The sequence below is a fragment of the Leifsonia sp. 22587 genome (assembly GCF_052044215.1).
GTDB lineage: Bacteria > Actinomycetota > Actinomycetes > Actinomycetales > Microbacteriaceae > Leifsonia > Leifsonia shinshuensis_C.
The window spans coordinates 95,149-122,120 of the sequence record NZ_JBQENB010000004.1; the positions used below are offsets into that span (position 1 = coordinate 95,149).

General features: G+C 69.3%; 27 protein-coding genes. 23 read left to right on the plus strand and 4 right to left on the minus strand.

Features of this window, described 5'->3' with window-relative positions:
• The first annotated feature begins 12 nt into the window (after positions 1-12).
• The 13 genes from ACTJI1_RS16210 to ACTJI1_RS16270 all read left to right on the plus strand — a co-directional run bounded on the left by ACTJI1_RS16210 (position 13) and on the right by ACTJI1_RS16270 (position 10,773).
• Entirely contained in the window at positions 13-708 is a 696-nt protein-coding gene (locus ACTJI1_RS16210; RefSeq protein WP_440743463.1) for an L-threonylcarbamoyladenylate synthase, read from the plus strand.
• 3 nt (positions 709-711) lie between these two features.
• Positions 712-1,956 carry an MraY family glycosyltransferase gene (locus ACTJI1_RS16215; protein WP_440743464.1) on the plus strand — a complete coding sequence of 415 codons (1,245 nt, stop codon included), beginning with the start codon at positions 712-714 and terminating at the stop codon, positions 1,954-1,956.
• Positions 1,953-2,423 (plus strand): hypothetical protein, encoded by a 471-nt coding sequence (locus ACTJI1_RS16220; protein ID WP_440743465.1) that lies wholly within the window; start codon positions 1,953-1,955, stop codon positions 2,421-2,423. The genes ACTJI1_RS16215 and ACTJI1_RS16220 overlap by 4 nt, the downstream gene beginning before the upstream one ends.
• A 174-nt stretch (positions 2,424-2,597) precedes the next feature.
• The gene (gene atpB / locus ACTJI1_RS16225; RefSeq protein WP_440743466.1) at positions 2,598-3,395 is read left to right on the plus strand and encodes a F0F1 ATP synthase subunit A; all 798 of its coding nucleotides are present in this window, start codon (positions 2,598-2,600) and stop codon (positions 3,393-3,395) included.
• Between the two features lie 51 nt (positions 3,396-3,446).
• The gene (atpE, locus tag ACTJI1_RS16230; protein WP_163290842.1) at positions 3,447-3,668 is read left to right on the plus strand and encodes a F0F1 ATP synthase subunit C; all 222 of its coding nucleotides are present in this window, start codon (positions 3,447-3,449) and stop codon (positions 3,666-3,668) included.
• Between the two features lie 31 nt (positions 3,669-3,699).
• Positions 3,700-4,260 carry a F0F1 ATP synthase subunit B gene (locus tag ACTJI1_RS16235; RefSeq protein WP_440743467.1) on the plus strand — a complete coding sequence of 187 codons (561 nt, stop codon included), beginning with the start codon at positions 3,700-3,702 and terminating at the stop codon, positions 4,258-4,260.
• On the plus strand, positions 4,260-5,051 hold the full coding sequence (locus ACTJI1_RS16240; protein WP_440743468.1) for a F0F1 ATP synthase subunit delta: 792 nt from the start codon (positions 4,260-4,262) through the stop codon (positions 5,049-5,051). The genes ACTJI1_RS16235 and ACTJI1_RS16240 overlap by 1 nt, the downstream gene beginning before the upstream one ends.
• Positions 5,052-5,073: 22 nt before the next feature.
• Positions 5,074-6,711 (plus strand): F0F1 ATP synthase subunit alpha, encoded by a 1,638-nt coding sequence (gene atpA, locus ACTJI1_RS16245; protein WP_440743469.1) that lies wholly within the window; start codon positions 5,074-5,076, stop codon positions 6,709-6,711.
• Between the two features lie 37 nt (positions 6,712-6,748).
• On the plus strand, positions 6,749-7,648 hold the full coding sequence (locus ACTJI1_RS16250; protein ID WP_310128297.1) for a F0F1 ATP synthase subunit gamma: 900 nt from the start codon (positions 6,749-6,751) through the stop codon (positions 7,646-7,648).
• Between the two features lie 25 nt (positions 7,649-7,673).
• Positions 7,674-9,137 carry a F0F1 ATP synthase subunit beta gene (atpD, locus tag ACTJI1_RS16255; RefSeq protein ID WP_310128299.1) on the plus strand — a complete coding sequence of 488 codons (1,464 nt, stop codon included), beginning with the start codon at positions 7,674-7,676 and terminating at the stop codon, positions 9,135-9,137.
• 2 nt (positions 9,138-9,139) lie between these two features.
• Positions 9,140-9,400, plus strand: coding sequence for a F0F1 ATP synthase subunit epsilon (locus tag ACTJI1_RS16260; protein WP_310128301.1), 261 nt, complete (start codon positions 9,140-9,142; stop codon positions 9,398-9,400).
• Between the two features lies 1 nt (position 9,401).
• Positions 9,402-9,962 (plus strand): AAA family ATPase, encoded by a 561-nt coding sequence (locus ACTJI1_RS16265; RefSeq protein WP_310128303.1) that lies wholly within the window; start codon positions 9,402-9,404, stop codon positions 9,960-9,962.
• A 1-nt stretch (position 9,963) separates the two neighbouring features.
• Positions 9,964-10,773 (plus strand): YaaA family protein, encoded by an 810-nt coding sequence (locus ACTJI1_RS16270; RefSeq protein ID WP_440743470.1) that lies wholly within the window; start codon positions 9,964-9,966, stop codon positions 10,771-10,773.
• 353 nt (positions 10,774-11,126) lie between these two features.
• On the opposite strand, the gene ACTJI1_RS16275 is transcribed toward ACTJI1_RS16270, so the two are convergent.
• On the minus strand, positions 11,127-11,759 hold the full coding sequence (locus ACTJI1_RS16275) for a DNA-3-methyladenine glycosylase I (RefSeq protein ID WP_440743798.1): 633 nt from the start codon (positions 11,757-11,759) through the stop codon (positions 11,127-11,129).
• An 83-nt stretch (positions 11,760-11,842) separates the two neighbouring features.
• The gene (locus tag ACTJI1_RS16280) at positions 11,843-12,340 is read right to left on the minus strand and encodes a methylated-DNA--[protein]-cysteine S-methyltransferase (RefSeq protein ID WP_310128307.1); all 498 of its coding nucleotides are present in this window, start codon (positions 12,338-12,340) and stop codon (positions 11,843-11,845) included.
• Positions 12,341-12,471: 131 nt separating this feature from the next.
• On the opposite strand from ACTJI1_RS16280, the gene ACTJI1_RS16285 reads away from it, so the two are divergent.
• The 6 genes from ACTJI1_RS16285 to ACTJI1_RS16310 all read left to right on the plus strand — a co-directional run bounded on the left by ACTJI1_RS16285 (position 12,472) and on the right by ACTJI1_RS16310 (position 18,690).
• Positions 12,472-13,440, plus strand: coding sequence for an aldo/keto reductase (locus ACTJI1_RS16285; protein WP_440743471.1), 969 nt, complete (start codon positions 12,472-12,474; stop codon positions 13,438-13,440).
• 45 nt (positions 13,441-13,485) lie between these two features.
• Positions 13,486-14,130 (plus strand): TetR/AcrR family transcriptional regulator, encoded by a 645-nt coding sequence (locus tag ACTJI1_RS16290; RefSeq protein WP_440743472.1) that lies wholly within the window; start codon positions 13,486-13,488, stop codon positions 14,128-14,130.
• Positions 14,130-15,863, plus strand: a complete 1,734-nt coding sequence (locus ACTJI1_RS16295; protein WP_310134850.1) for an ABC transporter ATP-binding protein — start codon at positions 14,130-14,132, stop codon at positions 15,861-15,863. The genes ACTJI1_RS16290 and ACTJI1_RS16295 overlap by 1 nt, the downstream gene beginning before the upstream one ends.
• Before the next feature lie 11 nt (positions 15,864-15,874).
• Complete coding sequence (locus ACTJI1_RS16300; RefSeq protein WP_440743473.1) at positions 15,875-17,848, plus strand: ABC transporter ATP-binding protein; 1,974 nt, start codon at positions 15,875-15,877, stop codon at positions 17,846-17,848.
• A 64-nt stretch (positions 17,849-17,912) separates the two neighbouring features.
• A complete protein-coding gene (locus ACTJI1_RS16305) occupies positions 17,913-18,185 on the plus strand; it encodes a DUF1778 domain-containing protein (RefSeq protein WP_440743474.1) in 273 nt (90 codons plus the stop codon).
• Positions 18,178-18,690 carry a GNAT family N-acetyltransferase gene (locus ACTJI1_RS16310; protein WP_440743475.1) on the plus strand — a complete coding sequence of 171 codons (513 nt, stop codon included), beginning with the start codon at positions 18,178-18,180 and terminating at the stop codon, positions 18,688-18,690. Before ACTJI1_RS16305 ends, ACTJI1_RS16310 begins: the two co-directional genes overlap by 8 nt.
• A gap of 1 nt (position 18,691) precedes the next feature.
• Here ACTJI1_RS16310 and ACTJI1_RS16315 read toward each other — a convergent pair whose 3' ends face one another.
• Complete coding sequence (locus ACTJI1_RS16315; RefSeq protein WP_440743476.1) at positions 18,692-19,483, minus strand: DUF1206 domain-containing protein; 792 nt, start codon at positions 19,481-19,483, stop codon at positions 18,692-18,694.
• 108 nt (positions 19,484-19,591) lie between these two features.
• Between ACTJI1_RS16315 and nusA the strand changes: the two genes are divergently transcribed.
• Positions 19,592-20,599, plus strand: coding sequence for a transcription termination factor NusA (nusA, locus tag ACTJI1_RS16320; RefSeq protein WP_310128319.1), 1,008 nt, complete (start codon positions 19,592-19,594; stop codon positions 20,597-20,599).
• A 36-nt stretch (positions 20,600-20,635) separates the two neighbouring features.
• On the opposite strand, the gene ACTJI1_RS16325 is transcribed toward nusA, so the two are convergent.
• A complete protein-coding gene (locus ACTJI1_RS16325; protein WP_440743477.1) occupies positions 20,636-23,089 on the minus strand; it encodes a cell wall-binding repeat-containing protein in 2,454 nt (817 codons plus the stop codon).
• A gap of 136 nt (positions 23,090-23,225) precedes the next feature.
• Between ACTJI1_RS16325 and ACTJI1_RS16330 the strand changes: the two genes are divergently transcribed.
• The 3 genes from ACTJI1_RS16330 (at position 23,226) to rbfA (ending at position 26,905) form a co-directional block, all read left to right on the plus strand.
• Positions 23,226-23,477 (plus strand): YlxR family protein, encoded by a 252-nt coding sequence (locus ACTJI1_RS16330; RefSeq protein WP_310128323.1) that lies wholly within the window; start codon positions 23,226-23,228, stop codon positions 23,475-23,477.
• Between the two features lie 102 nt (positions 23,478-23,579).
• The gene (gene infB / locus ACTJI1_RS16335; protein ID WP_310128325.1) at positions 23,580-26,354 is read left to right on the plus strand and encodes a translation initiation factor IF-2; all 2,775 of its coding nucleotides are present in this window, start codon (positions 23,580-23,582) and stop codon (positions 26,352-26,354) included.
• Between the two features lie 80 nt (positions 26,355-26,434).
• On the plus strand, positions 26,435-26,905 hold the full coding sequence (rbfA, locus tag ACTJI1_RS16340) for a 30S ribosome-binding factor RbfA (protein WP_440743478.1): 471 nt from the start codon (positions 26,435-26,437) through the stop codon (positions 26,903-26,905).
• The last annotated feature ends 67 nt before the right edge of the window (positions 26,906-26,972 follow it).

The following is a 26,972-nucleotide window of genomic DNA, read 5'->3' on the forward strand; positions in this document are numbered from 1 at the left end:
ATTGGAGCCGTCATGGCTCCCATCTACGACTGCTCGGTCGACTCCGAACTGCTCACCGGCATGCGTCTCGCCCGGGCGGCGATCGGGCGCGGCGAACTCGTCGTCATCCCCACCGACACCGTCTACGGGGTCGCGGCCGACGCCTTCAACCCCGCCGCCGTGCAGCGCCTCCTCGACGCGAAGGGCCGCGGACGCCAGTCCCCGCCGCCCGTGCTCGTCCCCGGCATCCCCACGCTGGCCGCGCTCGCCGAGCGGGTGCCTGACGAGGTGGATGCGCTGGTCCAGGCGTTCTGGCCGGGCGGCCTCACCATCGTGCTGCCCGCATCCCCCTCGCTCGTGTGGGACCTCGGCGAGACGAAGGGCACGGTCGCCCTCCGGATGCCGAAGGACACGATCGCGCTCGAGCTGCTCTCCGAGACGGGGCCGCTCGCGGTGTCGTCCGCCAACCTGACCGGCCGTCCCGCCGCGCGCACCGCCGCCGAGGCGGAGGCGATGCTCGGCGACTCGATCTCCGTCTACCTCGACGGGGGAGAGGCCGGCTTAGCCTACGAGCGCGTCGAGGGCAAGGACTCTTCCTCGACGATCGTGGACGCGACCGCCCTGGCCTCCGGGTCGGGCGCGCTGCGCATCCTCCGCCAGGGCGTGGTCTCGGTCGACCAGCTGCGGGAGGTCGTCGGCGACGCCCTCGCCGTGCCCTCGGACGCCTGACCCGTGACCCTCCTCCTCGCCCTCGCGCTCATCTCGGCGGTCATCACCTTCGGGATGTCGTTCGTCGTCTACAAGCTGGCGATGCGCTACCGGCTCTACCCGAAGATCCGCGCCCGGGATGTGCACACCCGGCCGACGCCCCGGCTCGGCGGCGTCGCGATGTTCCTGGGCATCCTCGTCGCGTTCGGCGTCTCGTGGCTGCTGTCGAGCCAGTTCGGCGTGCTGTCGCTGATCTTCTCGGACCAGGGGCCCATCCTCGCGATCCTGGGCGCGTCCCTGCTCATCGTCGTGATCGGCGTGGCCGACGACATCTGGGACCTCGACTGGATGACGAAGCTCGCCGGCCAGTTCGTCGCGGCCGGTCTCGTCGCGTGGCTCGGCGTGCAGATCTATTCGCTGCCGATCGGCGGCCTGACGGTCGGCTCGCCGGTGATGTCCATCATCATCACCCTGTTCGCGATCGTGCTCGTGATGAACGCGATCAACTTCATCGACGGCCTGGACGGCCTGGTCGCCGGCGTCGCACTGATCGCGAACGGCACGTTCCTCGTCTACACGTACCTGCTGCAGCGCGAGATCAGCCCGCAGAACTACTTCAGCCTGGCCGGCGTCATCGCCGCGATCCTGGTCGGCGCGTGCGCCGGGTTCCTGCCGCTCAACTGGCACCCGGCGAAGATGTTCATGGGGGATGCGGGGGCGCTGCTGATCGGCCTGCTCATGGCGACCTCGGCCATCTCGGTGACCGGCACCATCAACCCGGAGGCGCTGCAGACCCTCGGCAAGTCGTCGCTGGTGCCCGCGTTCATCCCGGTCATCCTGCCGTTCGCCGTGCTCGTCGTGCCGCTGCTCGACTTCGGCCTCGCCGTCATCCGGCGCCTGCGCGCGGGCAAGTCGCCGTTCAGCGCCGACCGCAAGCACCTGCACCACCGCCTGCTCGACATGGGACACACCCACCTGCACGCGGTGCTCATCTTCTACGCGTGGACGGCCGTGCTCTCGGTCGGCTGCCTGCTGTTCTTCTTCGACCCGTACTGGATGGCGATCGTCTTCGTCGCCATCGGCCTGGTCGTCTGCACCGCCTTCACGCTCGCACCGCTGAGCCGCCGCAAGGCCAACGAGGCCGTCGCCGAGCTCGCACCCGCGGGGAGCCGCGAGGCCGAGGAGACCGCCCGCTTCGACCAGCTCGACGCGGCCAGCGAGCGCCCGGCCGCCACGACAGAACCCGCCCTCACCGAGGAGTCCCGATGACCGACAGCACCCACGCCGCCCCCGCGCAGCCGTCCTCCAACCCCGTCCTGCGCGACGTGCTGCGCTACGGCTTGATCCTGGCCGGCGTCATCGCCGTCGTCGGGATGCTGCTCGGCGGCCTGTTCGCCGGCTGGATCGGCGTGACGAGCGCCCTCATCGGCACGGCGATGGCGGCGGTGTTCCTCTCGATCACCGCGCTGAGCATCCTGATCGCGAACCGTTTCATCGGCTCCGACCTGTTCGTCGGGCTGTTCTTCGGGATCGTGCTGGGCGGCTGGATCGTCAAGTTCATCCTGTTCCTGGTGCTCGCCGTCGTGCTCAAGGACCAGCCCTGGATCAACCCCGTCGTCCTGTTCCTGAGCCTCATCGCGGGCGTGATCGGATCGCTCGTGGTCGACATGGTCGTGGTGTTCCGGTCGCGCATGCCCTACGCCAGCGACGTCACCCTTCCGGGTGAGAAGCGCTGACCCGTATCCAATTCGTTATGGGCTGAAAACTCTTGTAGAGTTGTCAGTGATCCCCCACCCGTTCGCGCTCAGAAAACGTGACGTGCGAGTAGTGCAGGGTTACCCACCGTTCGTCGTCGCGAGAGCCATGAGCTCGACGCCCCGAAACAGGAGATAGCGCTGTTAGCTAACGCTGTGAACCTGCTGGTCCAGGCCGCAAGCTCCGATGATGGAAGCTTCCACGGGCCCTCGATCAACGAGTTCTTCCCGCCCGTCATCTTTTCCATCGGTGGCTTCGAAGTCAACCGCATCACCCTGGTGCGCGTCGTCGCCGTCGTGGCGATCCTCATCATCTTCTGGCTCGGCACCCGCCGGATGAAGCTCATCCCGGGCCGGTTCCAGTCGGTGGTCGAGATGGGTCTGGACTTCGTCCGCGTCAACATCGCCGAAGACCTGCTCGGCAAGAAGGACGGCCGCCGCTTCCTGCCGATCCTGACCACGATCTTCTTCATGGTCCTGTTCATGAACCTGACGGGCATCATCCCGTTCCTGAACATCGCGGGAACCTCCGTCATCGGCGTGCCGCTCGTGCTCGCGATCGTCGCGTACATCTGCTTCATCTACGCCGGCGTCAAGAAGAGCCCCGGCAACTTCTTCCGGAACGCTCTCTTCCCGCCCGGCGTGCCGTGGTTCCTCTACATCCTGGTGACGCCGATCGAGTTCGTCTCGACCTTCATCCTGCGCCCGATCACGCTGACGCTCCGACTCCTCATGAACATGGTGGTCGGCCACCTGCTCCTGGTGCTCTTCTTCAGCGCCACGGCGTTCTTCTTCTTCACCGCGGGCAGCTGGTGGTCGCTCTTCGGGATCGGCACCTTCGCCTTCGGCTTCGCCTTCACCCTCTTCGAGATCCTGGTCGCAGTCCTGCAGGCCTACGTCTTCGCGCTGCTCACGGCTGTCTACATCCAGCTCGCAGTCGCCGAGGAACACTAAGAACGATCCGCGCGCCCGCACGGATCGCCATCACGGAAGGAAACACACAACGTGGACATCGCTGCAATCTCCGGCAACATCGCCACCGTCGGTTACGGCCTCGCCGCCATCGGCCCGGCCATCGGCGTGGGTATCGTCGTCGGCAAGACCATCGAGGGCGTGGCCCGTCAGCCTGAGCTGGCCGGCCGTCTCCAGGTCCTGATGTACATCGGTATCGCGTTCACCGAGGCGCTCGCGTTCATCGGTATCGCCGTCGGCTTCATCTTCGTCTGATTTCCTCTTTATCCCTCAGTAAGGAGGAGTGATGATAAACGGTGTGATTCGCGCCGCCGAGTCGGGTGAGACGATCAACCCGCTCATCCCGGCGTGGTACGACATCGTCGGATCGCTGATCTGCTTCGTCATCATCCTGGTCTTCTTCTGGCGGCTCGTGCTGCCACGCATGCGGAAGCTCCTCGATGAGCGTGCCGCGGCGATCGAAGGCAACATCGAGAAGGCCGATGAAGCGCAGCGCAAGGCCGAGGCCCTGCTGGAGGAGTACACCGCCCAGCTCGCCGAGGCGCGTGCGGAGGCGGGCAAGATCCGCGAGACCGCTCGTGCCGACGGACAGAAGATCGTCGCGGAGGCCCGCGAGGCCGCAGCGACGGAGGCCGCTCGCGTGACCGCCCAGGCGCAGGCTCAGCTCGAGGCGGAGCGCCAGACGGCGCTCGTCCAGCTGCGCGGCGAGGTCGGCTCGCTCGCGATCGACCTCGCGTCGACGGTCGTGCGCGAAGCGCTCGACGAGGACAAGCGCGCTCAGGCCATCGTGGACCGCTTCCTGGCGGACCTCGAGGCGGACGAGCAGAAGGCAGGATCGGGCAACTGATGGGAAGCGCCACCAGAGAAGCATTGGCCCGGTCCGTGTCGGCACTCGCCGACCTGGGATCCAAGGCCGATCTGGCGACGGCTGAGGACCTGTTCGCCGCAGGACGAGTCGTCGCCGACTCGGCCCAGCTCCGAGCCGTCCTCAGCGACCCCACGGCCGACCCGGCGGCGAAGGCGACGCTCGTGAAGCGCGTCTTCGTCTCGCTGCCGGCGGACACCGTCGCGCTGCTCGGCGTCGTCGTCGCGCAGCGCTGGTCGTCGCACGACGACCTGCTCGCCGCGATCGAGGAGCTCGGGATCCGCGCGATCGCCGCCTCGGCGCCGCGCGACGTCGACATCGTGGCCGAGCTGTTCGCCTTCGGAGGCGCCGTGACCTCCGACGCGCAGCTCGAACTCGCCCTGCGCAGCAAGCTCGCCTCGACGGAGTCGAAGGTCGCCCTGGTCGAGCGCCTGCTCGCCGGGCGCTCCTCGCAGCAGACGACCGCGATCGTGCGCCAGCTCGTCCAGCAGCCCCGCGGCCGCAGCATCCGCGAGTCGCTCCGTGCGGCAGCGCGCGTCGTGGCCTCGCAGGACCGCCTGACCATCGCGACGGTCTACACGGCGGCTCCGCTGCCCGAGGCCCAGACCGAGCGGCTGCGCTCCGCGCTCAGCGCCACCTACGGCGACCTGAAGATCAACCAGGTCGTCGACCCCTCGATCATCGGCGGATTGCGCGTGCAGATCGGTGACGACGTCATCGATGGAAGCATCGCGTCGCGTCTCGCCGAACTCCGGCTTCAGCTGGCGGGCTGACCGCCTCAAGATAGGAATCACAATGGCAGACATCCAGATCAGCCCCGACGAGATCCGCGACGCGCTCAAGGACTTCGTCAACAGCTACGAGCCGACCGGCGCCGAGGCGACCGAGATCGGCCACGTGTTGGACGCCTCCGACGGCATCGCGCACGTCGAGGGCCTCCCCAGCGTCATGGCCAACGAGCTCATCCGTTTCTCGAACGGCGTCCTCGGCCTCGCCCAGAACCTCGACGAGAACGAGGTGGGCGTGGTCGTGCTCGGCGAGTTCGAGGAGATCGTCGAGGGCATGGAGGTGACCCGCACCGGCGAGGTCCTCTCCGTCCCGGTCGGCGACGGCTACCTCGGCCGCGTGGTCGACCCGCTCGGCAACCCGATCGACGGCCTCGGGGAGATCGCCAGCGAGGGCCGCCGCGAGCTCGAGCTCCAGGCGCCCGGCGTCATGCAGCGCAAGTCGGTGCACGAGCCGCTCCAGACCGGCATCAAGGCGATCGACGCCATGATCCCGGTCGGCCGTGGTCAGCGCCAGCTGATCATCGGCGACCGCCAGACCGGCAAGACGGCCATCGCGATCGACACGATCATCAACCAGAAGGCCAACTGGGAGTCGGGCGACGTCAACAAGCAGGTCCGCTGCATCTACGTCGCCATCGGCCAGAAGGGCTCGACCATCGCCTCGGTGAAGGGCGCGCTCGAGGACGCCGGCGCGATGGAGTACACCACCATCGTCGCGGCCCCCGCCTCCGACCCGGCCGGCTTCAAGTACCTGGCGCCCTACACCGGCTCGGCCATCGGCCAGCACTGGATGTACGGCGGCAAGCACGTCCTCATCGTCTTCGACGACCTGTCCAAGCAGGCCGAGGCGTACCGCGCCGTGTCGCTGCTGCTCCGCCGTCCGCCGGGACGCGAGGCCTACCCGGGCGACGTCTTCTACCTGCACTCCCGCCTGCTGGAGCGTTGCGCCAAGCTCTCCGACGAGCTGGGCGCCGGCTCGATGACCGGTCTGCCGATCATCGAGACCAAGGCGAACGACGTCTCCGCGTACATCCCGACCAACGTGATCTCGATCACCGACGGCCAGATCTTCCTGCAGTCCGACCTCTTCAACGCCAACCAGCGTCCCGCGGTCGACGTCGGCATCTCGGTCTCCCGAGTCGGTGGCGACGCGCAGGTGAAGTCGATCAAAAAGGTCTCCGGCACGCTCAAGCTCGAGCTGGCGCAGTACCGCTCGCTCGAGGCGTTCGCGATGTTCGCGTCCGACCTCGACGCGGCGAGCCGCCGTCAGCTGGCGCGCGGCGCCCGCCTGACCGAGCTGCTCAAGCAGCCGCAGTACTCGCCGTTCCCGGTGGAGGAGCAGGTCGTCTCGATCTGGGCCGGCACCAACGGCAAGCTCGACGAGGTCGCCGTTGAGGACGTCCTGCGCTTCGAGTCGGAGCTGCTGGATCACCTGCGCCGCAACACCGACATCCTGGACACGCTCCGCGAGACCAACGTCCTCGACGACGACACGGTCGCGAAGCTCGACTCCGAGGTGGACGCGTTCAAGCTCGAGTTCCAGACCGGCGAGGGCAAGCCGCTCGCCTCGGTCGGACGCGAGGAGTTCGAGGCCATCGACGCGGACGAGGTCGACCAGGAGCGCATCGTCAAGGCCAAGCGCTGAGCGCCGCCGCGATCGAAGAATAGGTAAGAGGAGACACATGGGAGCCCAGCTTCGGGTCTACCGGCAGAAGATCAGGTCTGCCCAGACGACCAAGAAGATCACCCGTGCGATGGAGCTGATCTCCGCCTCCCGCATCCAGAAGGCGCAGGCGCGGGTGGCCGCCAGCACGCCGTACGCCCGCGCGATCACGCGCGCGGTGTCGGCGGTGGCCACCTACTCCAACGTCGACCACGTGCTGACCACCGAGCCGGAGAAGATCGAGCGCGCCGCGATCGTCATCTTCTCGTCCGACCGCGGCCTCGCGGGTGCGTTCAACTCGAACGTGCTCAAGGAGTCCGAGAAGCTCGCCGAGCTGCTCCGCAGCCAGGGCAAGGAGGTCGTGTACTTCCTCATCGGCCGCAAGGCGCAGGGCTACTTCAGCTTCCGCCGTCGCGCGTTCGAGCGGGTCTGGACCGGTAACACGGATGCCCCGGAGTTCGAGCAGGCGAAGGAGGTCGCGGACGCGATCCTCGAGTCGTTCCTGCGCGACGCCTCCGACGGCGGGGTGGACGAGATCCACATCATCTACAACCGCTTCGTCAGCATGCTGACGCAGGAGCCGCAGGTCGTGCGCCTGCTGCCCCTCGAGGTCGTGGAGGGCGTGGAGGAGCCGGACCGCACGCAAGTCCTGCCGCTGTACGAGTTCGAGCCGGATGTAGGGACCGTGCTCGATGCTCTGCTGCCCGTCTACATCGAGAGCCGCATCTTCAACGCGATGCTGCAGTCCGCCGCCTCGAAGCACGCGGCGACGCAGAAGGCGATGAAGGCCGCGAGCGACAACGCCGACAAGCTCATCACCGACTACACGCGTCTGGCCAACAACGCCCGTCAGGCGGAGATCACCCAGCAGATCTCCGAGATCGTCGGCGGCGCCGACGCCCTGAGCTCGGCAAAGTAAACGTCCTAACGAGAGAGAACGAATCATGACTACCGCTACCGCCGAAGCCCAGGCTTCGACCGCGCAGCCGGGTGGCGTCGGGCGCATCGCGCGCGTCACCGGCCCGGTCGTCGACATCGAGTTCCCGCACGATGCGATCCCGGGTATCTACAACGCTCTGAAGACCACGATCACGATCGGCGAGGAGTCGACCGAGATCACGCTCGAGGTCGCGCAGCACCTCGGCGACGACCTGGTGCGTGCGATCGCGCTGAAGCCGACCGACGGCCTGGTCCGCGGCGGCGAGGTGCGCGACACCGGTTCGCCGATCACCGTGCCGGTGGGCGACGTGACCAAGGGCAAGGTGTTCAACGTCACCGGTGACATCCTGAACCTCGAGCCCGGCGAGAAGGTGGAGATCACCGAGCGCTGGCCGATCCACCGCAACCCGCCGGCGTTCGACCAGCTCGAGTCGAAGACCCAGCTGTTCGAGACCGGCATCAAGGTCATCGACCTGCTGACCCCGTACGTGCAGGGTGGCAAGATCGGCCTGTTCGGCGGCGCCGGTGTCGGCAAGACCGTCCTCATCCAGGAGATGATCCAGCGCGTCGCGCAGGACCACGGTGGTGTGTCGGTGTTCGCCGGTGTCGGTGAGCGCACCCGTGAGGGCAACGACCTCATCCACGAGATGGAGGAGGCGGGCGTCTTCGACAAGACGGCCCTCGTCTTCGGCCAGATGGACGAGCCGCCGGGGACGCGTCTGCGCGTCGCCCTCTCGGCGCTGACCATGGCGGAGTACTTCCGCGATGTGCAGAACCAGGATGTGCTGCTCTTCATCGACAACATCTTCCGGTTCACGCAGGCCGGTTCCGAGGTCTCCACGCTGCTCGGCCGCATGCCGTCCGCGGTGGGTTACCAGCCGAACCTGGCCGACGAGATGGGCCAGCTGCAGGAGCGCATCACCTCGACCCGCGGTCACTCGATCACCTCGCTGCAGGCGATCTACGTGCCGGCGGACGACTACACCGACCCGGCGCCGGCGACCACGTTCGCGCACCTGGACGCGACGACCGAGCTCTCCCGTGAGATCGCGTCGAAGGGTCTCTACCCGGCCGTCGACCCGCTGACCTCGACCTCGCGCATCCTCGACCCCCGTTACCTGGGTGAGGACCACTACCGCGTGGCCACCACGGTCAAGCAGATCCTGCAGAAGAACAAGGAGCTGCAGGAGATCATCGCGATCCTCGGCGTGGACGAGCTGTCGGAGGAGGACAAGATCACGGTGTCGCGTGCGCGCCGGATCCAGCAGTTCCTCTCGCAGAACACCTACATGGCGAAGAAGTTCACCGGTGTCGAGGGCTCCACGGTCCCGCTCAAGGAGACCATCGAGTCCTTCGACGCGATCGCCAAGGGCGAGTTCGACCACGTGGCCGAGCAGGCCTTCTTCAACGTCGGAGCGATCTCCGACGTCGAGGAGAAGTGGGCGCAGATCCAGAAGGAGAACGGCTGAGCATGGCTGTCCTCAACGTCAGCGTCGTCGCCGCCGACCACGAAGTGTGGACCGGTGAGGCGAGCATGGTCGTCGCACGCACCGTGGAGGGGCAGATCGGTATCCTGCCCGGCCACGAGCCGCTGCTCGCCATCCTCGCCGAGGGCGAGGTGCGCGTGACCCTCAACGGGGGCGAGTCGATCACGGCCAGCGCCGATGACGGCTTCCTCTCCGTCGAGAACAACACCGTCACCATCGTGGCCCGTCAGGCCGAACTGGTCTGACATGGCTGCGACCCCGGGAGCCCCGCTGGAGCGCCAGTTCGGAGACGTCCGCGTCCCGATGCTGGTGGCGATGGCGGGGCTTCCCGGTTCCGGCAAGTCCACCCTGGCGGAGATCCTGGCCGGGCGCCTCGGCGCCACGGTGATCTCGGTGGACCCGATCGAGGCGTCCATCCTCCGCGCCGGCATCGACTCGGACCAGCCGACCGGGCTGGCCGCCTATCTCGTCGCCGAGACGATGGCCGAGCAGGTGCTCCTCTCCGGTCACTCGGTCGTGGTCGACGCGGTGAACGCGGTGGAGCCGGCGCGCCTTCAGTGGCGCGACCTGGCAGAGCGCTGCGACGTGAAGCTGCGGGTCGTCGAGACGGTGTGCTCCGACCCGGACCTCCATGAGGAGCGCCTCGCGAAGCGCACCGGGATCGTCGCCGCGTACGCCGTCGAGCAGAGCGTCGACGAGTACGACGAGTGGCGCGGCGCGTGCGGAACGCTGCCGCGCATCACGCTCGACACGGCGGCGCCACTCGGCGAGAACGCCAACACCGCCCTGGACTTCGTGGAGGGCTAGCGTGCTCATCCTGCTCCCGCCCTCGGAGACGAAGAGGGACGGGGGAGTGGGGTCCCCGCTCGCCCTCGAACGCTTGAGCTTCCCTGCGCTCACCCCGGTGCGCCGGGAGGTCGTCGGCGCCGTCGTCGAACTGGCCGCCGATCACGACGCGGCCGTCCGCGCTCTGAAGCTCGGCCCCAAGCAGTCAGGCGAGGTGGAGCGGAACCGCAGCATCCCGGACGCCCCGACGATGCGCGCGCTCGAGCGCTACACCGGGGTCGTCTACGATGCACTCGACGCCGGGACGCTCGACGACGCCGCATGGGCGGCCGCTGCGGATGCGGTCGCGGTGCAGTCGGCGCTGCTCGGACTGGTCGGTGCGGCGGATCCTGTGCCCGCCTACCGCCTCTCGTTCGACTCGCGGCTGTCGCTTCACCGCGGGTCCCCGTCGCTGAAGAAGCGGTGGGCCGCCGCCGGGGCGGCCGTCCTCGCGGAGCGGGACGACCTGCTGCTCGACCTGCGCTCCGAGGGCTACGCGGCCCTCGCGCCGCTTCCGGATCGCGAGGGCGCCCACTACGTGCGCGTGCTCGCCCGCGATGAGAGCGGTCACGTGCGTGCGCTCAACCACTTCAACAAGCAGGCGAAGGGTCTGCTCACCCGGGCGTTGCTGGAGGCGGGCGCCGGCTTCGCCACCACCGACGAGTTGCTGGCGTGGGCCGGAGCCGAAGGCTACGAACTGCGCCGCGCGACGGACGGAACGCGCGACCTGGAGCTGGTCGTCCCCGAGGTGCGCGGTGTGCCCGGGCGGCTCATGGCCGCGCTCCGGGTCTGACCGACGCAGGCCGCTGGGCCGCGCGCATCCGGCCTCTTTCGCGACGCCGCGTGGATGCGCGCCTCACCGGCAATTCCCAGTGGTGCACGCCGAGAAAGTGAGCTATGCTCACAACCAAGAGAGAGGATCACTGATCCGAGGGCGTGGACGCACCTGGTGCGAACTCGACCTCACTTAGTCGGGCCGACGTGTGGTGGCCGGCGTGTCATCCCCATGCGCCGTTTCCACACCGGAGTGTGAGCACCATTAATCCGCCTGCGGTCGGGCACGAGCGGTAGCGTCCTCACCAGCGAGAATCCGGCGTCGGAGCCATATCCGCCGTCGGCCCGACTCTCTCGGTACCGCCGGCCGCGTCACGCGCGGAAGCAGCCCTCGAAGTGGTCGTCGACCATGCCGGTCGCCTGCATCAGCGCGTACATCGTCGTGGGCCCGACGAACCGGAATCCCCGGCGGCGGAGCTCTTTGCTCATCGCGGTCGACTCGGGCGTCACGGCGGGGATCTCCCCCCACGATCGCGGACGCGGTCTGTCGCCCGCGGGCGGCGCGAACCCCCACATGAGCTCATCCAGCGGCTCCTCCAGCGCGAGCACCGCCCGCGCGTTCGAGATGGTCGCCTCGATCTTGCCGCGGTGGCGGATGATGCGCGCATCCTGAAGCAGCCGCTGCACGTCGGCCTCGGTCATCGCCGCCACCTTCTCGGGTTCGAACCCGAGGAACAGCTCGCGGAAGGCGGGACGCCGGCGCAGGATGGTGATCCACGAGAGCCCCGCCTGGAAGCCCTCCAGGCACAGCTTCTCGTACAGCGCACGGGGATCGTGCTGCGGGCGCCCCCACTCCTCGTCGTGATATCGCCGGTACTCCGGGTCGCTCGCCGACCAGGAGCAACGCGCGAGCCCGTCGTCGCCGACGACCAGCGCCGAGCGTGGCTCTGTGCTCGCCGGGCTCACCGCGTCGCTCGTGCTCTCCGTGCCGGCCGGGGTCTCCATGCCGTCCGTGCTGTCCGTGCTGTCCGCGCTGTCCGTGCTGTTCGGGCTGTCCGTGCTGTTCGGGGTCTCCGTGGTCGCCTCGCTCATGCCGCCAGCAGGATCCCCTCGTGCTCGAGCAGCCACAGCTTGGTGGGGATGCCGTCCCCGCCGCTGTAGCCGGTGACCCGGCCGCTGGACGACAGGACGCGGTGGCAGCCGACGATGATCGGCACCGGGTTGGCGCCCACGGCTCCACCGATGGCGCGTCCGTAGCCGGCGTGACCGAGCGACGCCCCCAGCTCGCCGTAGGAGACGAAGGTGCCGAACTCGAGTTCGGCGAGCCGCTCCCACACCGCCTGCCGGAACGGGGTGCCCTGCAGGCGCACCGGCACGTCGAAGGTGCGACGCGTGCCCGCGAAGTACTCGTCGAGCTGCGCCGCCGCGTCGTCGAGCACGGCCGTGCTGCGTTCGGGATGGTCGTCGAGCGGCAGGCGGCCGGCCCGTTCGATGGAGAGCGACGTCACCGCGGTGCCGTCACTGGTGAGTTCGAGGCGCCCGATGGGGCTCGTGGTGCGGAGGAGGTAGGCGAAGGAACTGCTCATGGGTCGACTCTAGAGCGCGCCGCCGACGTCCACTCGCGGGATTCGGACATTGGGGATAAGCCGTCTGGAGGCCCGGTTGTGGAGGGATTCCGGATGATGGTCGGGCGCGACCGCGTGCCTAGACTCGGAGCATGGCGAACATCGAATACCGCACCCTCGGACCGTCCGGCCTGATCGTCTCCACGATCGGTCTCGGCTGCAACAACTTCGGCCGCGCGGGCACCGTGACCGAGACGCAGGAGGGCACGGACGCCGTCATCGGCGCCGCCATCGACGCCGGTGTGACGCTGTTCGACACCGCCGACATCTACGGCAGCGAGCGGGGACTCTCCGAGACGCTGATGGGCAAGTCGCTGGAGGGGAAGCGCGACCGGATCGTGCTGGCCACGAAGTTCGGGATGGACATGGCCGGGCTCAACGGGCCCGACTGGGGAGTGCGCGGGTCGCGCCGCTACATCCGGCTTGCCGTCGAGAGCTCGCTCCGGCGGCTCCGCACCGACTGGATCGACCTGTACCAGCTGCACCAGCCCGACCCGGTGACGCCGATCGAGGAGACCCTCGAGACGCTCGACGACCTGATCGCCGAGGGCAAGATCCGCTACATCGGCCACTCCAACCTGAGCGGCTGGCAGATCGCCGAGGCCGAGTTCACCGCGCAGTTGCACGGCCACCCGAAGTTCGTCTCCGCGCAGAACGAGTACAGCCTGCTCGCGCGCGACGCCGAGCGCGAGGTGCTCCCGGCGGTCAACCGTTACGGGCTGGGCTTCCTGCCCTACTTCCCGCTGTACAACGGGCTGTTCACGGGCAAGTTCACCCGTGAGGGCGGTCCGGCCGACAGCCGCATCATGAACATCCGCAAGCACCTGCTCGACAACGCTCCGTGGGATCGCATGGACCGGTTCCAGGCGTTCTGCGACCAGCACGGCGTCACGATGCTGGAGGCGACCTTCGCGTGGCTGCTGGCTCAGCCGGGACTCACGAGCGTCATCGCGGGGGCGACGAAGCCGGAGCAGATCGTGGCCAATGCCGAGGCGGCGACCGCCTGGTCGCCCACCGACGCGGAGGTGGCGGAGATCTCCGAGATCTTCGCGCGCGACTGACGCGAAAACCTTGTGAGTGAGCACTCACTCCGTTAGAGTGAGCGCGTGAATCAGGATGCTGTGCGCGACGCCCCGCGCACCCGCGCCCCGTCGATGTCGGCGGACGACCGCAAGGCGATGATCGTCGACGCCGTCATCCCGCTGCTGCTGGAGCACGGCCGGGGGATGACCTCCCGCCAGATCGCCGAGGCCGCCGGCATCGCGGAGGGCACGATCTTCCGCGCCTTCGGCGACAAGGAGACCCTCGTGCAGGCCGCCATCGAGAAGTACCTCGATCCCGAGCCGCTGCGTGAGGCGCTGCGCAGCATCGACCCGGCGCTGCCGCTCGAGCACAAGGTCCGGGCCATCCTGTACCTGCTCCGCGAGCGGTTCCAGAGCGTGATGCGGATCATGCCGGTGATCGGCCCGCAGCGGCCGCCGGTCCCGCAGGAGCGGGGCGAGTTCGCGCGAATCATCGCGCGCATCCTGGAGCCGCAGTCCGGCGACCTGAACTGGCCGCCGGAGCGCGTGGCGCATGTGCTCCGGCTCATCAGCTTCTCCGCCGTGTTCCCGGCACTGAACGAGGGCATCGAGTTCAGCATCGACGACCTCGCGCGCATGGTGCTCGTCGGCGTCGCGGGCGAGTCGCCCTACGTCGCCGATGCCCACAACCCCATCCCGCCATCGATGTCGTCAACCACGGAGGCATGATGCTCCTCAGACTCCTCGGCCGGTTCCTCCGGCCGCACTGGCCCCTCCTGATCGGGGTGCTCGTCTTCCAGCTCGCGCAGTCGCTGCTGTCGCTCTGGCTGCCCACGCTCAACGCGGACATCATCGACAACGGCGTCGCGAAGGGCGACACCGGCTACATCCTCTCCGTCGGCGCGGAGATGCTCGGCGTGACGCTCGTCCAGATCGCCTGCGCCATCACCGCCGTGTACTTCGGGGCGAAAGTGGCCATGCTCGTGGGCCGGGATCTGCGCGAGGCGATCTTCCACCGCGTCGGCGAGTTCTCCGAGCGCGAGGTGACCGCCTTCGGTGCGCCCTCGCTGATCACCCGCAACACCAACGACGTGCAGCAGGTGCAGATGCTCGTCATGATGACCTGCACCCTGCTCGTCGCCGCGCCGATCCTGGCCGTCGGCGGGATCGTGCTCGCCATGCAGCAGGACATCGACCTGTCCTGGCTGATCGCGGTCAGCGTCCCGGCGCTGCTCGTCGCCGTGAGCATCATCATCGCGCGCATGGTGCCGCAGTTCCGCCGGATGCAGGACAGGATCGACCGCGTGAACCGCGTGCTGCGCGAGCAGCTGAGCGGCATCCGGGTCGTGCGCGCGTTCGTGCGGGAGGACGTGGAGACGAACCGCTTCCGGACGGCGAACGACCAGGTGACCGAGACGGCCCTGAAGGCCGGACGCCTGTTCGCGCTGATGTTCCCGATCGTCATGCTCGTGCTCAACGTGTCGAGCGTCGCCGTCATCTGGTTCGGCTCGTTCCGCGTGCAGGACGGCACGCTCCAGGTCGGGACGCTGACCGCGTTCCTGCAGTACCTCACGCAGATCCTGATGGGCGTCATGATGTCGACCATGATGGCCGTGCTGGTGCCGCGCGCCGCTGTCTGTGCCGACCGGATCGGCGAGGTACTCGGCACCGAGCCGTCGGTCCGGGCGTCCGCCGATCCGATCACGGAGGTGCCCGGGCACGGGACCGTCGAGTTCGTCGACGTCGGCTTCTCGTATCCCGGCGCCGAGCATCCCGTGCTCACCGACATCACGTTCCTGGCGGAATCCGGCAGGACCACGGCCATCATCGGCAGCACAGGCGCCGGAAAGACCACGCTCGTCAACCTCATCCCGCGCCTCTTCGACGCCACCAGCGGCATCGTGCTGGTCGACGGGGTGGATGCGGCCGACCTCGACCCCGAGGTGCTCTGGTCCCGCATCGGGATCGTGCCGCAGAAGCCGTACCTGTTCTCAGGCACCGTGGCGTCGAACCTCCGCTACGGCAACCCGGACGCCACGGACGACGACCTGTGGCACGCCCTGGAGATCGCGCAGGCGCGTGACTTCGTCGAGGCGATGCCCGAGCGTCTGGAGGCGCCGATCGCCCAGGGCGGGACGAACGTGTCCGGCGGCCAGCGGCAGCGTCTCGCGATCGCGCGGGCGCTCGTCCGGAAGCCCGAGATCTACGTGTTCGACGACTCCTTCTCGGCGCTCGACACCGCCACGGACGCGCGGCTGCGTGCCGCGCTCGCCCGCGAGGTCACGGACGCGACCGTGATCGTGGTCGCGCAGCGGGTGTCCACCATCGTGGACGCCGACCAGATCATCGTCCTCGAGGACGGCCGGGTGGTCGGCCGCGGGACGCACGACGAGCTCCTGGAGAGCAACGCGACCTACGCCGAGATCGTCTCGTCGCAGCTCGCGGCTCAGGATGCGGCATAGGGGGACACACGATGAGTGAGAAGACGACAGCGCCCGAGCGTCCCGCCGGCCCTCCGATGCGGCGCGGGCCCGGAGGCGGCGGCCCGTTCGCCGGCATGGGGATGCCCGTCGAGAAGTCGATGAACTTCGGCCCCAGCGCGAAGCGGCTGCTCGGCCGGCTGCGCCCGGAGCGGCTGGCCATCACGGCCGTGACAGTGCTCGCGGTGATCTCGGTGACCTTCGCCGTGCTCGGCCCGAAGCTGCTCGGCAACGCCGTCAACCTGGTCTTCGCGGGCGCACTGTCGCTCCAGTTCCCGTCGGGGCTGACGCAGGCGCAGGTGATCGCGGGTCTGCGCGCCCAGGGCCAGAGCCAGCTGGCCGATCTCGTCTCGGGCACGACGTTCACGCCGGGTGCGGGAATCGACTTCACCGCCGTCGGCCAGACGCTGCTCTGGGTGCTCGCGCTCTACGTGGCGTCGTCGGTGTTCAGCTACCTGCAGGCGTACGTGCTGAACGGCGTGACGCAGCGGACCGTCTACCGGCTCCGCGCCGACGTGGAGGAGAAGCTGCACCGGTTGCCGCTGAAGTACTTCGACGGGATGCAGCGCGGCGAGCTGCTGAGCCGGGTCACGAACGACATCGACAATATCTCGCAGTCGCTGCAGCAGACCATGAGCCAGTTGCTCACATCCCTGCTCACCGTGGTCGGCGTCATCGTGCTGATGTTCGTGATCTCGCCGCTGCTCGCGGTGATCGCGCTGATCACCATCCCGCTGACCCTGGTCATCACCACGGTCATCGCGAAGCGCTCGCAGAAGCTGTTCGTCGCCCAGTGGCGGCACACGGGCGAGCTGAACGGCCAGATCGAGGAGGCGTTCACCGGCCACTCGCTGGTGAAGGTGTTCGGCCGCCACCGCGAGGTGGAGGCCCGCTTCCGCGCCAAGAACCAGGAGATGTACCGGGCCAGCTTCGGCGCCCAGTTCATCTCGGGGATCATCATGCCCGCGATGATGTTCGTCGGGAACCTGATGTACGTCGCGATCGCGGTCGTCGGCGGCCTGCAGGTGGCGAGCGGCGCGCTGCAGCTCGGCGACGTGACCGCGTTCATCCAGTACTCGCGTCAGTTCACGCAGCCGCTCACACAGCTCGGGTCGATGGCGAACCTGCTGCAGTCGGGCGTGGCCAGCGCGGAGCGCGTCTTCGAGCTGCTGGATGCGGACGAGCAGTCCGCGGACCCGCGCGAGCCGGAGAGCCCCGAGGGCACGAAGGGACGGCTCGCGTTCGAGGACGTGTCGTTCCGGTACACCGAGGACACGCCGCTGATCGAGCACCTGTCGCTCGTCGCGCAGCCCGGCCAGACCGTCGCGATCGTCGGGCCGACGGGCGCCGGGAAGACGACCCTCGTCAATCTGATGATGCGCTTCTACGAGCTCGACGGCGGCCGCATCACCCTCGACGGCGTGGACATCGCCTCGATGAGCCGGCACGACCTGCGCAGCCGGATGGGCATGGTGCTGCAGGACACCTGGCTGTTCAAGGGCACCATCCGCGACAACATCCTGTACGGCCGTCCCGACGCCACCGAGGAGGAGGTGATGGATGCGGCCCGCGCGACCTACGTCGACCGCTTCGTGCACTCGCTCCCGGACGGCTACGACACCGTGCTCGACGACGAGGGCGCCAACATCTCGGCCGGTGAGAAGCAGCTGCTGACCATCGCGCGTGCGTTCCTGGCCCGGCCCAGTGCGCTCATCCTGGACGAGGCGACGTCGTCGGTGGACACGCGCACCGAGCTGCTGGTGCAGAAGGCGATGAGCGCGCTCCGCGCGGACCGCACCTCGTTCGTGATCGCGCACCGCCTGTCCACCATCCGCGACGCCGACCTCATCCTGGTGATGGAGGCGGGCCGCATCGTCGAGCAGGGGACGCACGCCGAGCTCCTCGCCCGCGGCGGCGCCTACTACACGCTGTACAACGCGCAGTTCGCCGGAGCCGCGGGGGAGTAGCCATCCCCGACGATCGGGTTGCCGTACACTTGTCCGTACAGACCAGCACGCGAGAGGGGATGGGATGAGAGCCAGTGCACGTCTGGAGTTCCGGGTGAGCCCCGCCGACCGGGCGCGGATCGAGCAGGCGGCGGAACTCACCGGGGAACCCACGTCCACCTTCGCGCGGCATGCGGCGGAGGAGCGGGCCGAGCGGATCCTGCGTGATCACGAGGCGACCACGCGCGTCCCGGCGCAGTTCTTCGACGACCTGTACGCGGCGCTCGACGCACCCGGGGAACCCAACGCTGCGCTCGCGGCCGCCGCGGACCGCCTGCGCGGTATGACCGGTGAGTGAGGGTCTGCCCTCCGAGCGGTTCGACCCCGAACGTCATGACACCGCCGCGTTCGCGTGCGGGGCACCGGGGATGGACGTGTGGCTGCGCGAGCACGCGCACGATGCCTCGCGCCGGAACACCGCGGTCACCTGGGTGTGGAACCGTGGAGGACGGGTCGTCGCCTACTACTCGCTGTCCGCTCACAAGGTCGCCCGCGACGAGGTGCCGCATCCGATCGGCCGGGGCGGTCCCGTCGAGATCCCCGCCGTGATGATCGGCAAGCTGGCCCTGGACTCCACCCTGCACGGTCAGGGTCTCGGCGGCGTGCTCCTCGCGGACGCTCTGACCCGGGTCGTCGCCGCCACGCAGGTCGTCGCCGCTCGCGTGGTCGTCGTGGACGCTCTGGACGCCGACGTCGCGAGGTTCTACGAGCAGTTCGGCTTCACCCGGGTGCCCGGGGGACTCCGCCTCGTCCGGCGGATCAGCAGTGTGGCGATCGACCTCGGCGGAGCCGCGGGGGAGTAGGTCAGGGGTCGCGGAGGCGCGAGGCGAACGCCCGGACGCACCAGAACGCCCCGTAGGCGATCAGGCCCAGGGCGATCAGGATGAGCAGGATGACGCCGAAGGGCACCTCGACGAGCGCCTTCAGGCTGCCGTCGAGGCCGCCGGCCTTCTCGGGATCGGAGGTCAGCGCGCCGAACACGACCAGGCCGCCCACGATGATCAGGGCGATGCCCTTGGCGACGTAGCCGACGCGGCCCAGCGTCGTGGTGATCGTCGCCCAGCGGTTGGGCGGGAGGCGCAGGTCGCGCTCGAAGCGGTGCGTGACCCCGTTCACGATGAACACGACGCCGACCGCCACCACCGCGAGACCGATCGCGGCGAGTAGGAACACGCCGCCCGGCATCGCCAGCAGCTTCGCGCTCATGCTCTGCTCCGACGAGGAGGCGTTGCTCCGCCCTCCCGCGGCGATCGAGATCGCGATGCCGGCGAGGGCCGCGTAGACGACGCACTTCGCCACCTCCGTCACCTTCTGGCCGGGCCGCCGGGCGGTGATCGCCTGGAGGATCTGCCAGAGCGACAGGAAGATCAGCCCGACGATGACCGCCCACAGCACGAACAGGCCGCCGGGCACCGCCACGAGAGCCTGGAGCGCGCCGGTCTGGTCGGCGTTCCCTCCCGCTCCGGCCGCGACGGCGAGGGCGATGATGCCGATGAGGATGTGGAGGACGCCGATGGCGGCCAGCCCCACACGCGCCAGGACGCGCACGGCGGGCTGGCGCTCGACGCGGGAGGCGGCCCGGCTGGGGGTGGTCATGGGGTGAACGGTACCCGGCGTTCCCGCCTTCCGGAATCTCGGGTACCGTAGAGGACTGAGTCCGTCGCGCTGTCACGCGGCGGCGAGATCTGAATAGAGGAGGCCGGCATGGACATCGACCTCAGCGTCTTGCGTCTCATGGAGCGCGAGAAGGAGATCCCCTTCGACGAGCTGGTGCAGATCATCGAGCAGGCGATCCTGACCGCGTATCTGAAGCACACCAACCAGGCCGACCACCGTCACGGCCACAGCGACCAGCCGCCCGCGGCCCGCGTCCACCTCGACCGCAAGACCGGCCACGTCACCGTCTACGTGCCGGAGCGCGACGAGGAGGGCAATGTCATCGGCGAGGCCGAGGACAGCCCCAGCGACTTCGGGCGCATCGCCGCCTTCGCGGCCAAGCAGGTCATCAACCAGCGCCTGCGCGACATCGCGGACGACGCGGTGCTCGGCGAGTTCCGCGGCCGCGAGGGCGACATCGTCGCCGGCGTCATCCAGCAGGGTCCGAACCCGCGGATGATCCACGTCGACCTCGGCTCGGTGGAGGCCATCCTGCCTCCCGAGGAGCAGGTGCCCGGCGAGGACTACGCGCACGGCTCGCGCATCCGCGTCTACGTCACGAGCGTCACGAAGGGGCCGAAAGGTCCGTCGATCACCGTCTCGCGCACGCATCCGGCGCTCGTCCGCAAGCTGTTCGCGCTCGAGGTGCCCGAGATCGCCAGCGGTGTCGTGGAGATCGTCTCCCTCGCCCGCGAGGCGGGGCACCGCACCAAGATCGCGGTGCGCGCGACCGAGCCCGGCGTGAACGCCAAGGGCGCCTGCATCGGCGAACTCGGTCAGCGCGTGCGCGCGGTGACCGCGGAGCTCAACAACGAGAAGATCGACATCGTCGACTACTCGCCCGACCTGGCCACGTTCGTCTCGAGCGCCCTCTCGCCCGCGAAGGTCACCAGCGCGTTCGTCATCGACGAGTCGCTGAAGGCCGTCCGCGCCCTCGTCCCCGACTACCAGCTGTCGCTGGCGATCGGCAAGGAGGGGCAGAACGCCCGTCTCGCGGCCAAGCTCACCGGCGCGAAGATCGACATCCAGCCGGACTCGATCCTCGACCGCGACTGACCCGGTCGCCCCTCCGGGCGACCGGGCCCGCCGGGCTCACTTCACGTAGGCGCCCAGCGCCGCCTGCACGCCGTCGCTGACCACGCTGTCGCCGCCCACGAGCGCGATGTGCGTCGGACCGAGACGCGACAGCTGCGCGGCCACGCCGTCGGGCACGGCTCCGCCGAGGGTCAGCAGGAGCGGGGCGCCGCTCGTGCCCGCCGCAGCCGAGGCGGACAGCGCATCGGGGAAGTCGACGCCGGATGCGACGAACGCCGAGGCGGTCCCCGCCGGGAACGCGCCGGCTGCTGCGGCCGCGGTGGCGAACCGGTCGGATCCGCTCACGCGGGTGACCGACCCGGTCGTGTACGCCTTCAGCCCGTTCAGCACCGCGTCCGACACGGCGGCCGGCCCGCCGACCACGACGATCGACTTCGGCGCGAGCCGTTGCAGCTCCGTGACCGTCGGCGCGGGGATCCACGATCCCGCGGTCAGCAGCAGGGGCGCTCCGGCCGTCCGGGCGGCGAGGGGCCCGGCGGCCAGCGCGTCCGGGAACGACTCTCCCGACACCACGTACGCGACGGCCGGACCGGTCGTCGCCGTCGCGCGGGAGACGGCCGCGCTGGTGTCGTACCGGTCGCCGCCGCTCACGCGCGTCACCGCTCCGGTCGTGTACGACTTCAGCTGCGCCAGGACGGAGTCGGCGATCGAGTTCGGCCCGCCCAGCACCACGATCTTCGCGGGATGCAGTCGCTGCAGCTCCGTCTGGACGGCCGGTGGCACGGCGCCCGGCTGTACGAGGAGCATCGGACCGCCGGCCCGCGCGGCGGCCGGGGAGCCGGACAGCGCATCCGGGAACTGCAGCCCGGACGCGATGTAGGCGACGGGCGCGTTGGCCGGATAGGTCGCCGCGGAGACGGCGGCGCTCGTGCCGAAGCGGTCGACTCCCGCCAGGCGCCCGACCTTCTGAGCGCTCGCGGGGAGGGCGTAGGCGCGGAGCTTGCCGCCGCCGTCGGTGAAGTAGAGCCGGCCGTTGACGACGATCGGGCTCTGCCAGTGCAGACCGCTCGCGCCCGCGCTGTCCGTCCAGAGCTGGGCCCCGGTCGCGGGGTTCAGCGCGCGGACGCCGTTCCTCGAGAGGTAGAACAGCACGCCGCCCGCGACGATCGGGGTCGTACCCGCCGTCGCCTGCTGCCAGACCGGCACGAGGGAGGGAGTGCCGTTGGTCGACTGGAGCTTGAGCGCGGAGATGCCGCTGTTGTTGGCGATGAACACCCAGGAGGTGCCCGCGCCGTCCACCCAGTTCGCGGGCTGGGTGAGCACCTGGCCGCCCTGCGGGACGTCGATGGACTGGAGTTCGCCTCCCGTCGCCCCCGGGTGACCCTGCCCGCTCAGGTTCGCGGTGTTGAGCAGGCGGATCTTCGCATCCTTGCCGCTCTGCACGGCGAGATGGGTCAGGTTCGAGCCCGCGGGAGGGGCGACCACCTGCGGGGCCGTGCTTCCCAGATCGAGATCGGCGGCGTTGAGGCTCGCGTAGTTCGACGGCGTGTAGCTGTCGACGGGGCCGCCGTTCGCGCCGGAGCCGTCCGGGTTGATGGCGAGGACCGTGTCGCCGAAGTTGCGCGTGCCGTCGAAGACCGAGTTGCCCGTGGAGAACAGGATGCGCTGGGTGCCCGCATCCCACACCACGCTCGGGCGCGCCCACACCGCCGACTGCACGTTCGCGCAGCCGCCCGCGGCGATGTGCCCGGTCAGGTTGCTGCAGAGCGTGTTGAACACCCGCTGCGCACCGGTCCCCAGGTCGATGGTGGTCACATGCCCCTGGTAGTCGCCGCGGTCGCCGGGATAGCCGCCGTTCGCGACGTACAGGTACGTGTGCCCGCCGGTGGTGACGATGGTGAGAGCGGGGGAGCTCTTCTCGTCGTAGGGCTTGACCGTGGCGACTTCGGGCCAGCCTCCGCTCGTCGTCTCGGCTCCGCTGCCGGTCGCGTACTTGTGCACCTTGCCGTCGAGACCGTAGCTGTACACGTAGGCGCCGGACGGATCGACGGCCGGCGAGGACGTGGTGTAGCAGGTGGTGCTGCCGTTGTTGATCTTGCACGAGCCCGGACCGTTCTGGTGCTTCCACACCTCCGCGCCGGTGGTGGCGTCGGTCGCGGTGATCCAGCCGTCCTTCGTCGTGGTGAACAGCAGGTCGCGGGTGCCGCCGGCGGTCGCGACGCCGGGCTGCTCGACCGGCGGACCGTCGGAGACGCCCGGGAGGGTCGCCGTGAACAGCGGGGTCAGCGCCCCGACCGTCGACGGAATGATCTGGGTCTCCGCGGCGTTGACACCGGTGTGCGAGGGGCCGTTTCCGAACTGGCTCCAGGCGACCGACGCGGCCGATGCCGGTGCGACCACGGGTTGCGCGGCTTGGGCGGCGGCGATGGCCGTCGCGGCCAGGGCACTGGCGAGCAGGAGGCGCAGAGTGCGCCGGATGACGGGGTTCGCTTCATCGCGAGGTGTGTTCATGTTCCCTCCCGCGCGCAGTGTCCGCCGCTCCGTGCCCGGCGGCAAGTCCTCCAGGTGACGGACACGCGTTCGCGCACCACTAGCCTGGATGGGCCGGTGGACCGTCCGTTCGGCGCAGCGCGCCGGGAGGAGTAAGATGGAACCCGTCAGAACGTGCGTCGGATGCCGTTCTCGCGCTCCCCGGTCCTCACTTCTGAGGATCGTCGCCCAGAATTCGGAACTCGTGGTGGATCCTTCCGCCACTCTTCCCGGGCGGGGTGCGTGGCTGCATCCGGTCGACGAGTGTCTCGACCTCGCCCTGAAACGGCGTGCCTTCGGGCGTGCTCTTCGGGTGAACGGGGAACTCGGCACCGCGACCATCCGGTCGCAATTCATAAGAACAGGCTGAAGAAGTTGACTTCACATGAGTGACAACCGATGAGCGGCTCGAAATGAGATCCGTCCGCTACTAACGCCTGCCCTGTCCGGGGTAGGCCCAGACAGGAGAATTGTGGCTGCAAAACCACGCGTACACGAGGTCGCGAGCGAGCTCGGCGTCGACAGCAAAGTCGCGCTCGCGAAACTCAAGGAGATGGGCGAGTTCGTCAAGGGACCGTCCTCCAGCATCGAGCCTCCGGTAGCCCGCAAGCTGCGTGCCGCCCTCGAGGCCGAGGGACACTCCGGCTCGGCCAAGCCGGCCGGTGAGAAGGCGACCGCGACGGCTCCCAAGGCGCCGTCGCAGGCTCCGCGCCCCGCCGCGCCGCGCCCGCCGCAGGCCCCTGTGGCGGAAGACGCCGCAGCAGGCCCGAAGCCGCAGGCGCCGATGTCGGTCGCCGAGCGTCAGGCCGCGGCCGAGAAGGCCGCCGCCGAGAAGGCGGCTGAGAAGGCCGCCGCGAGCAAGGCGGGAGCCGAGACCAAGCCGGAGACGCCCGACGCGGTCAAGCCGGCCGCGCCCCGCCCCGGCGGCGGGAGCATCCCGCGCCCGAGCGCTCCGCGCCCGGGCAACAACCCGTACTCGTCGAACCAGGGGATGGGCCAGCGCACTCCGCGCCCCGGCAACAACCCCTTCTCGTCGTCGCAGGGCATGGGCCAGCGGCCCTCGCCCGGCAACATCCCGCGTCCCACCCCGCCGCGTCCCGGCTCGCCGCGCATCGGCGCTCCCGGCCAGGGCGGCGGAAACCGTCCCGGCCCGCGTCAGGGCGGCGGCGGCGGTCGTCCCGGCTTCCAGCAGCGCCCCGGCACCGGCGGCGGTGCGGGAGCAGGCGCCGGCGGCGGCTTCCAGCGCCCCGGTGGCGGCTTCGGCGGACCGCGCCCCGGTGGTGGCGGCGGCCGTGGTCGTGGCCCGGGCGGCGGCACCGCAGGTGCGTTCGGCCGCGGTGGCGGCAAGAGCAAGGCACGCAAGTCGAAGCGCGCGAAGCGTCAGGAATTCGAGATGCGGGAGGCCCCGTCGCTGGGCGGCGTGACCGTTCCCCGCGGCGACGGCAGCACCGTCATCCGGCTGCGCCGTGGCGCCTCGATCTCCGACTTCGCCGACAAGATCGACGCGAACCCCGCGTCGCTGGTCACCGTCCTCTTCCACCTGGGCGAGATGGCGACCGCGACCGAGTCGCTCGACGAGGCCACCTTCGAGGTGCTCGGTGAAGAGCTGGGCTACAAGATCCAGGTCGTGTCGCCGGAGGACGAGGACAAGGAGCTCCTGGAGGGCTTCGACATCGACCTCGACGCGGAGCTGGAGGGCGAGTCCGACGAGGACCTCGAGATCCGGCCCCCGGTCGTCACGGTCATGGGCCACGTCGACCACGGAAAGACGCGCCTCCTCGACGCCATCCGCAACGCGAACGTCGTCGCGGGCGAGGCCGGCGGCATCACCCAGCACATCGGTGCGTACCAGGTGTGGACGGAGCACGAGGGCATCGAGCGTGCCATCACCTTCATCGACACCCCGGGTCACGAGGCGTTCACCGCCATGCGTGCCCGTGGTGCGCAGGTCACGGACATCGCGATCCTCGTGGTCGCGGCGGACGACGGCATCATGCCGCAGACCATCGAGGCGCTGAACCACGCCCAGGCGGCGAACGTGCCGATCGTGGTCGCGGTCAACAAGATCGACAAGCCGGACGCCAACCCGGCCAAGGTGCGCCAGCAGCTCACCGAGTTCGGCCTGGTGGCTGAGGAGTACGGCGGCGACGTCATGTTCGTCGACGTGTCGGCCCGGAACGACATCGGCATCCAGGACCTGCTCGACGCGGTCCTGCTGACCGCCGACGCCGGCCTGGACCTCCGCGCCAACCCGAACAAGGACGCCCGCGGTGTCGCCATCGAGGCGAAGCTCGACAAGGGCCGCGGCGCCGTGGCGACCGTGCTCATCCAGTCCGGAACGCTCCGGGTGGGCGACGCGATCGTGGCGGGCACCGCCTACGGCCGCGTCCGCGCCATGGCCGACGAGAACGGCGAGGCCGTCTTCGAGGCAGCCCCGTCGCGTCCGGTCCAGGTGCAGGGTCTCTCCAGCGTCCCGCGCGCCGGCGACGTCTTCCTCGTCACCGAGGAGGACCGCACGGCCCGGCAGATCGCCGAGAAGCGCGAAGCCGCCGAGCGCAACGCCCAGCTGGCCAAGGCCCGCAAGCGCATCTCGCTCGAGGACTTCACCCGCGCTCTGGAAGAGGGCAAGGTCGAGGCGCTCAACCTCATCATCAAGGGCGACGTGTCCGGTGCCGTGGAGGCGCTGGAGGAGTCGCTCATGAAGATCGAGGTCGACGAGTCGGTGTCCTTGCGCATCCTGCACCGCGGTGTGGGTGCCATCACCGAGTCGGACATCGACCTGGCCACGATCGACAACGCGATCGTGATCGGCTTCAACGTCCGCCCGGACGTGAAGGCGCGCGAGCGTGCGGCCCGCGAGGGTGTGGATGTGCGCTTCTACTCGGTCATCTACAACGCCATCGAGGACATCGAGAACTCGCTCAAGGGCATGCTCAAGCCCGAGTTCGAAGAGGTCCAGTCCGGTGTCGCCGAGATCCGCGAGGTGTTCCGCTCCTCGAAGTTCGGCAACATCGCCGGTGTCATCGTCCGCTCCGGGACGATCACGCGAAACGCCAAGGCGCGGGTCATCCGCGACGGCGTCGTGGTGGGGGACAACCTCGCCATCGAGTCGCTGCGCCGGTTCAAGGACGACGTCACGGAGGTCCGTACGGACTTCGAGGCCGGTATCGGTCTCGGCAAGTACAACGACATCCAGATCGGCGACGAGATCGAGACGACCGAGCTTCGCGAGAAGCCGCGCGTCTAGTCGAACGCAGTGAAGGCCCGGCGGTTCATCCCGCCGGGCCTTCCGGCTTCATCGGGTTATTTCAGAGGGAGGACCGTTTCATGGCCGATCCGGCACGCGCGAGGAAGCTCGCGGACAGAATCAAGGAGATCATCGCCAAGCGGCTCGACCGCGGGCTGCGAGACCCGCGGCTCGGCTTCGTGACCATCACCGACGTCCAGGTGACGGGCGACCTGCAGCACGCGACCGTGTTCTACACGGTCTACGGCACCGAGCAGGAGCGCGAGGACAGCGCAGCCGCCCTCAAGGCTGCGACCGGGATGCTACGCAGCGAGGTGGGCAAGAACATCACGGCCCGGCTCACGCCGACGCTCGAGTTCCAGCTCGACGCCATCCCGGAGAACGCGGCCCACATCGAGGACCTGCTGCGGGAGGCGCGTCAGCGCGACACCGAGGTGGCCGGCCTCGCCGCGGGTGCGGCGTACGCGGGCGACGAGGACCCGTACGTGAAGCCGCGGTCGCTCGACGAGGATGACGACGACGCCGACGAGGACGACGACGACGAGGAGTGACGCGACGTCGCGGCCGGTGGTGTGAATCCGCCGGTCGTGACGCCCCGCGCAGTCCTATGCTGACGGC

Coding starts and splice junctions, on each gene's coding strand:
- ACTJI1_RS16285 (WP_440743471.1), top strand. CDS start 12,472: ATGGCGAACATCGAATACCGCACCCTCGGACCGTCCGGCCTGATCGTC.
- ACTJI1_RS16240 (WP_440743468.1), top strand. CDS start 4,260: ATGGGAAGCGCCACCAGAGAAGCATTGGCCCGGTCCGTGTCGGCACTC.
- ACTJI1_RS16315 (WP_440743476.1), bottom strand. CDS start 19,483: ATGACCACCCCCAGCCGGGCCGCCTCCCGCGTCGAGCGCCAGCCCGCC.
- ACTJI1_RS16280 (WP_310128307.1), bottom strand. CDS start 12,340: ATGAGCAGTTCCTTCGCCTACCTCCTCCGCACCACGAGCCCCATCGGG.
- ACTJI1_RS16250 (WP_310128297.1), top strand. CDS start 6,749: ATGGGAGCCCAGCTTCGGGTCTACCGGCAGAAGATCAGGTCTGCCCAG.
- ACTJI1_RS16325 (WP_440743477.1), bottom strand. CDS start 23,089: ATGAACACACCTCGCGATGAAGCGAACCCCGTCATCCGGCGCACTCTG.
- ACTJI1_RS16260 (WP_310128301.1), top strand. CDS start 9,140: ATGGCTGTCCTCAACGTCAGCGTCGTCGCCGCCGACCACGAAGTGTGG.
- ACTJI1_RS16330 (WP_310128323.1), top strand. CDS start 23,226: ATGGAACCCGTCAGAACGTGCGTCGGATGCCGTTCTCGCGCTCCCCGG.
- ACTJI1_RS16235 (WP_440743467.1), top strand. CDS start 3,700: ATGATAAACGGTGTGATTCGCGCCGCCGAGTCGGGTGAGACGATCAAC.
- atpD (WP_310128299.1), top strand. CDS start 7,674: ATGACTACCGCTACCGCCGAAGCCCAGGCTTCGACCGCGCAGCCGGGT.
- ACTJI1_RS16265 (WP_310128303.1), top strand. CDS start 9,402: ATGGCTGCGACCCCGGGAGCCCCGCTGGAGCGCCAGTTCGGAGACGTC.
- ACTJI1_RS16300 (WP_440743473.1), top strand. CDS start 15,875: ATGAGTGAGAAGACGACAGCGCCCGAGCGTCCCGCCGGCCCTCCGATG.
- ACTJI1_RS16275 (WP_440743798.1), bottom strand. CDS start 11,759: ATGGAGACCCCGGCCGGCACGGAGAGCACGAGCGACGCGGTGAGCCCG.
- nusA (WP_310128319.1), top strand. CDS start 19,592: ATGGACATCGACCTCAGCGTCTTGCGTCTCATGGAGCGCGAGAAGGAG.
- rbfA (WP_440743478.1), top strand. CDS start 26,435: ATGGCCGATCCGGCACGCGCGAGGAAGCTCGCGGACAGAATCAAGGAG.
- ACTJI1_RS16210 (WP_440743463.1), top strand. CDS start 13: ATGGCTCCCATCTACGACTGCTCGGTCGACTCCGAACTGCTCACCGGC.
- ACTJI1_RS16295 (WP_310134850.1), top strand. CDS start 14,130: ATGCTCCTCAGACTCCTCGGCCGGTTCCTCCGGCCGCACTGGCCCCTC.
- atpA (WP_440743469.1), top strand. CDS start 5,074: ATGGCAGACATCCAGATCAGCCCCGACGAGATCCGCGACGCGCTCAAG.
- ACTJI1_RS16305 (WP_440743474.1), top strand. CDS start 17,913: ATGAGAGCCAGTGCACGTCTGGAGTTCCGGGTGAGCCCCGCCGACCGG.
- ACTJI1_RS16220 (WP_440743465.1), top strand. CDS start 1,953: ATGACCGACAGCACCCACGCCGCCCCCGCGCAGCCGTCCTCCAACCCC.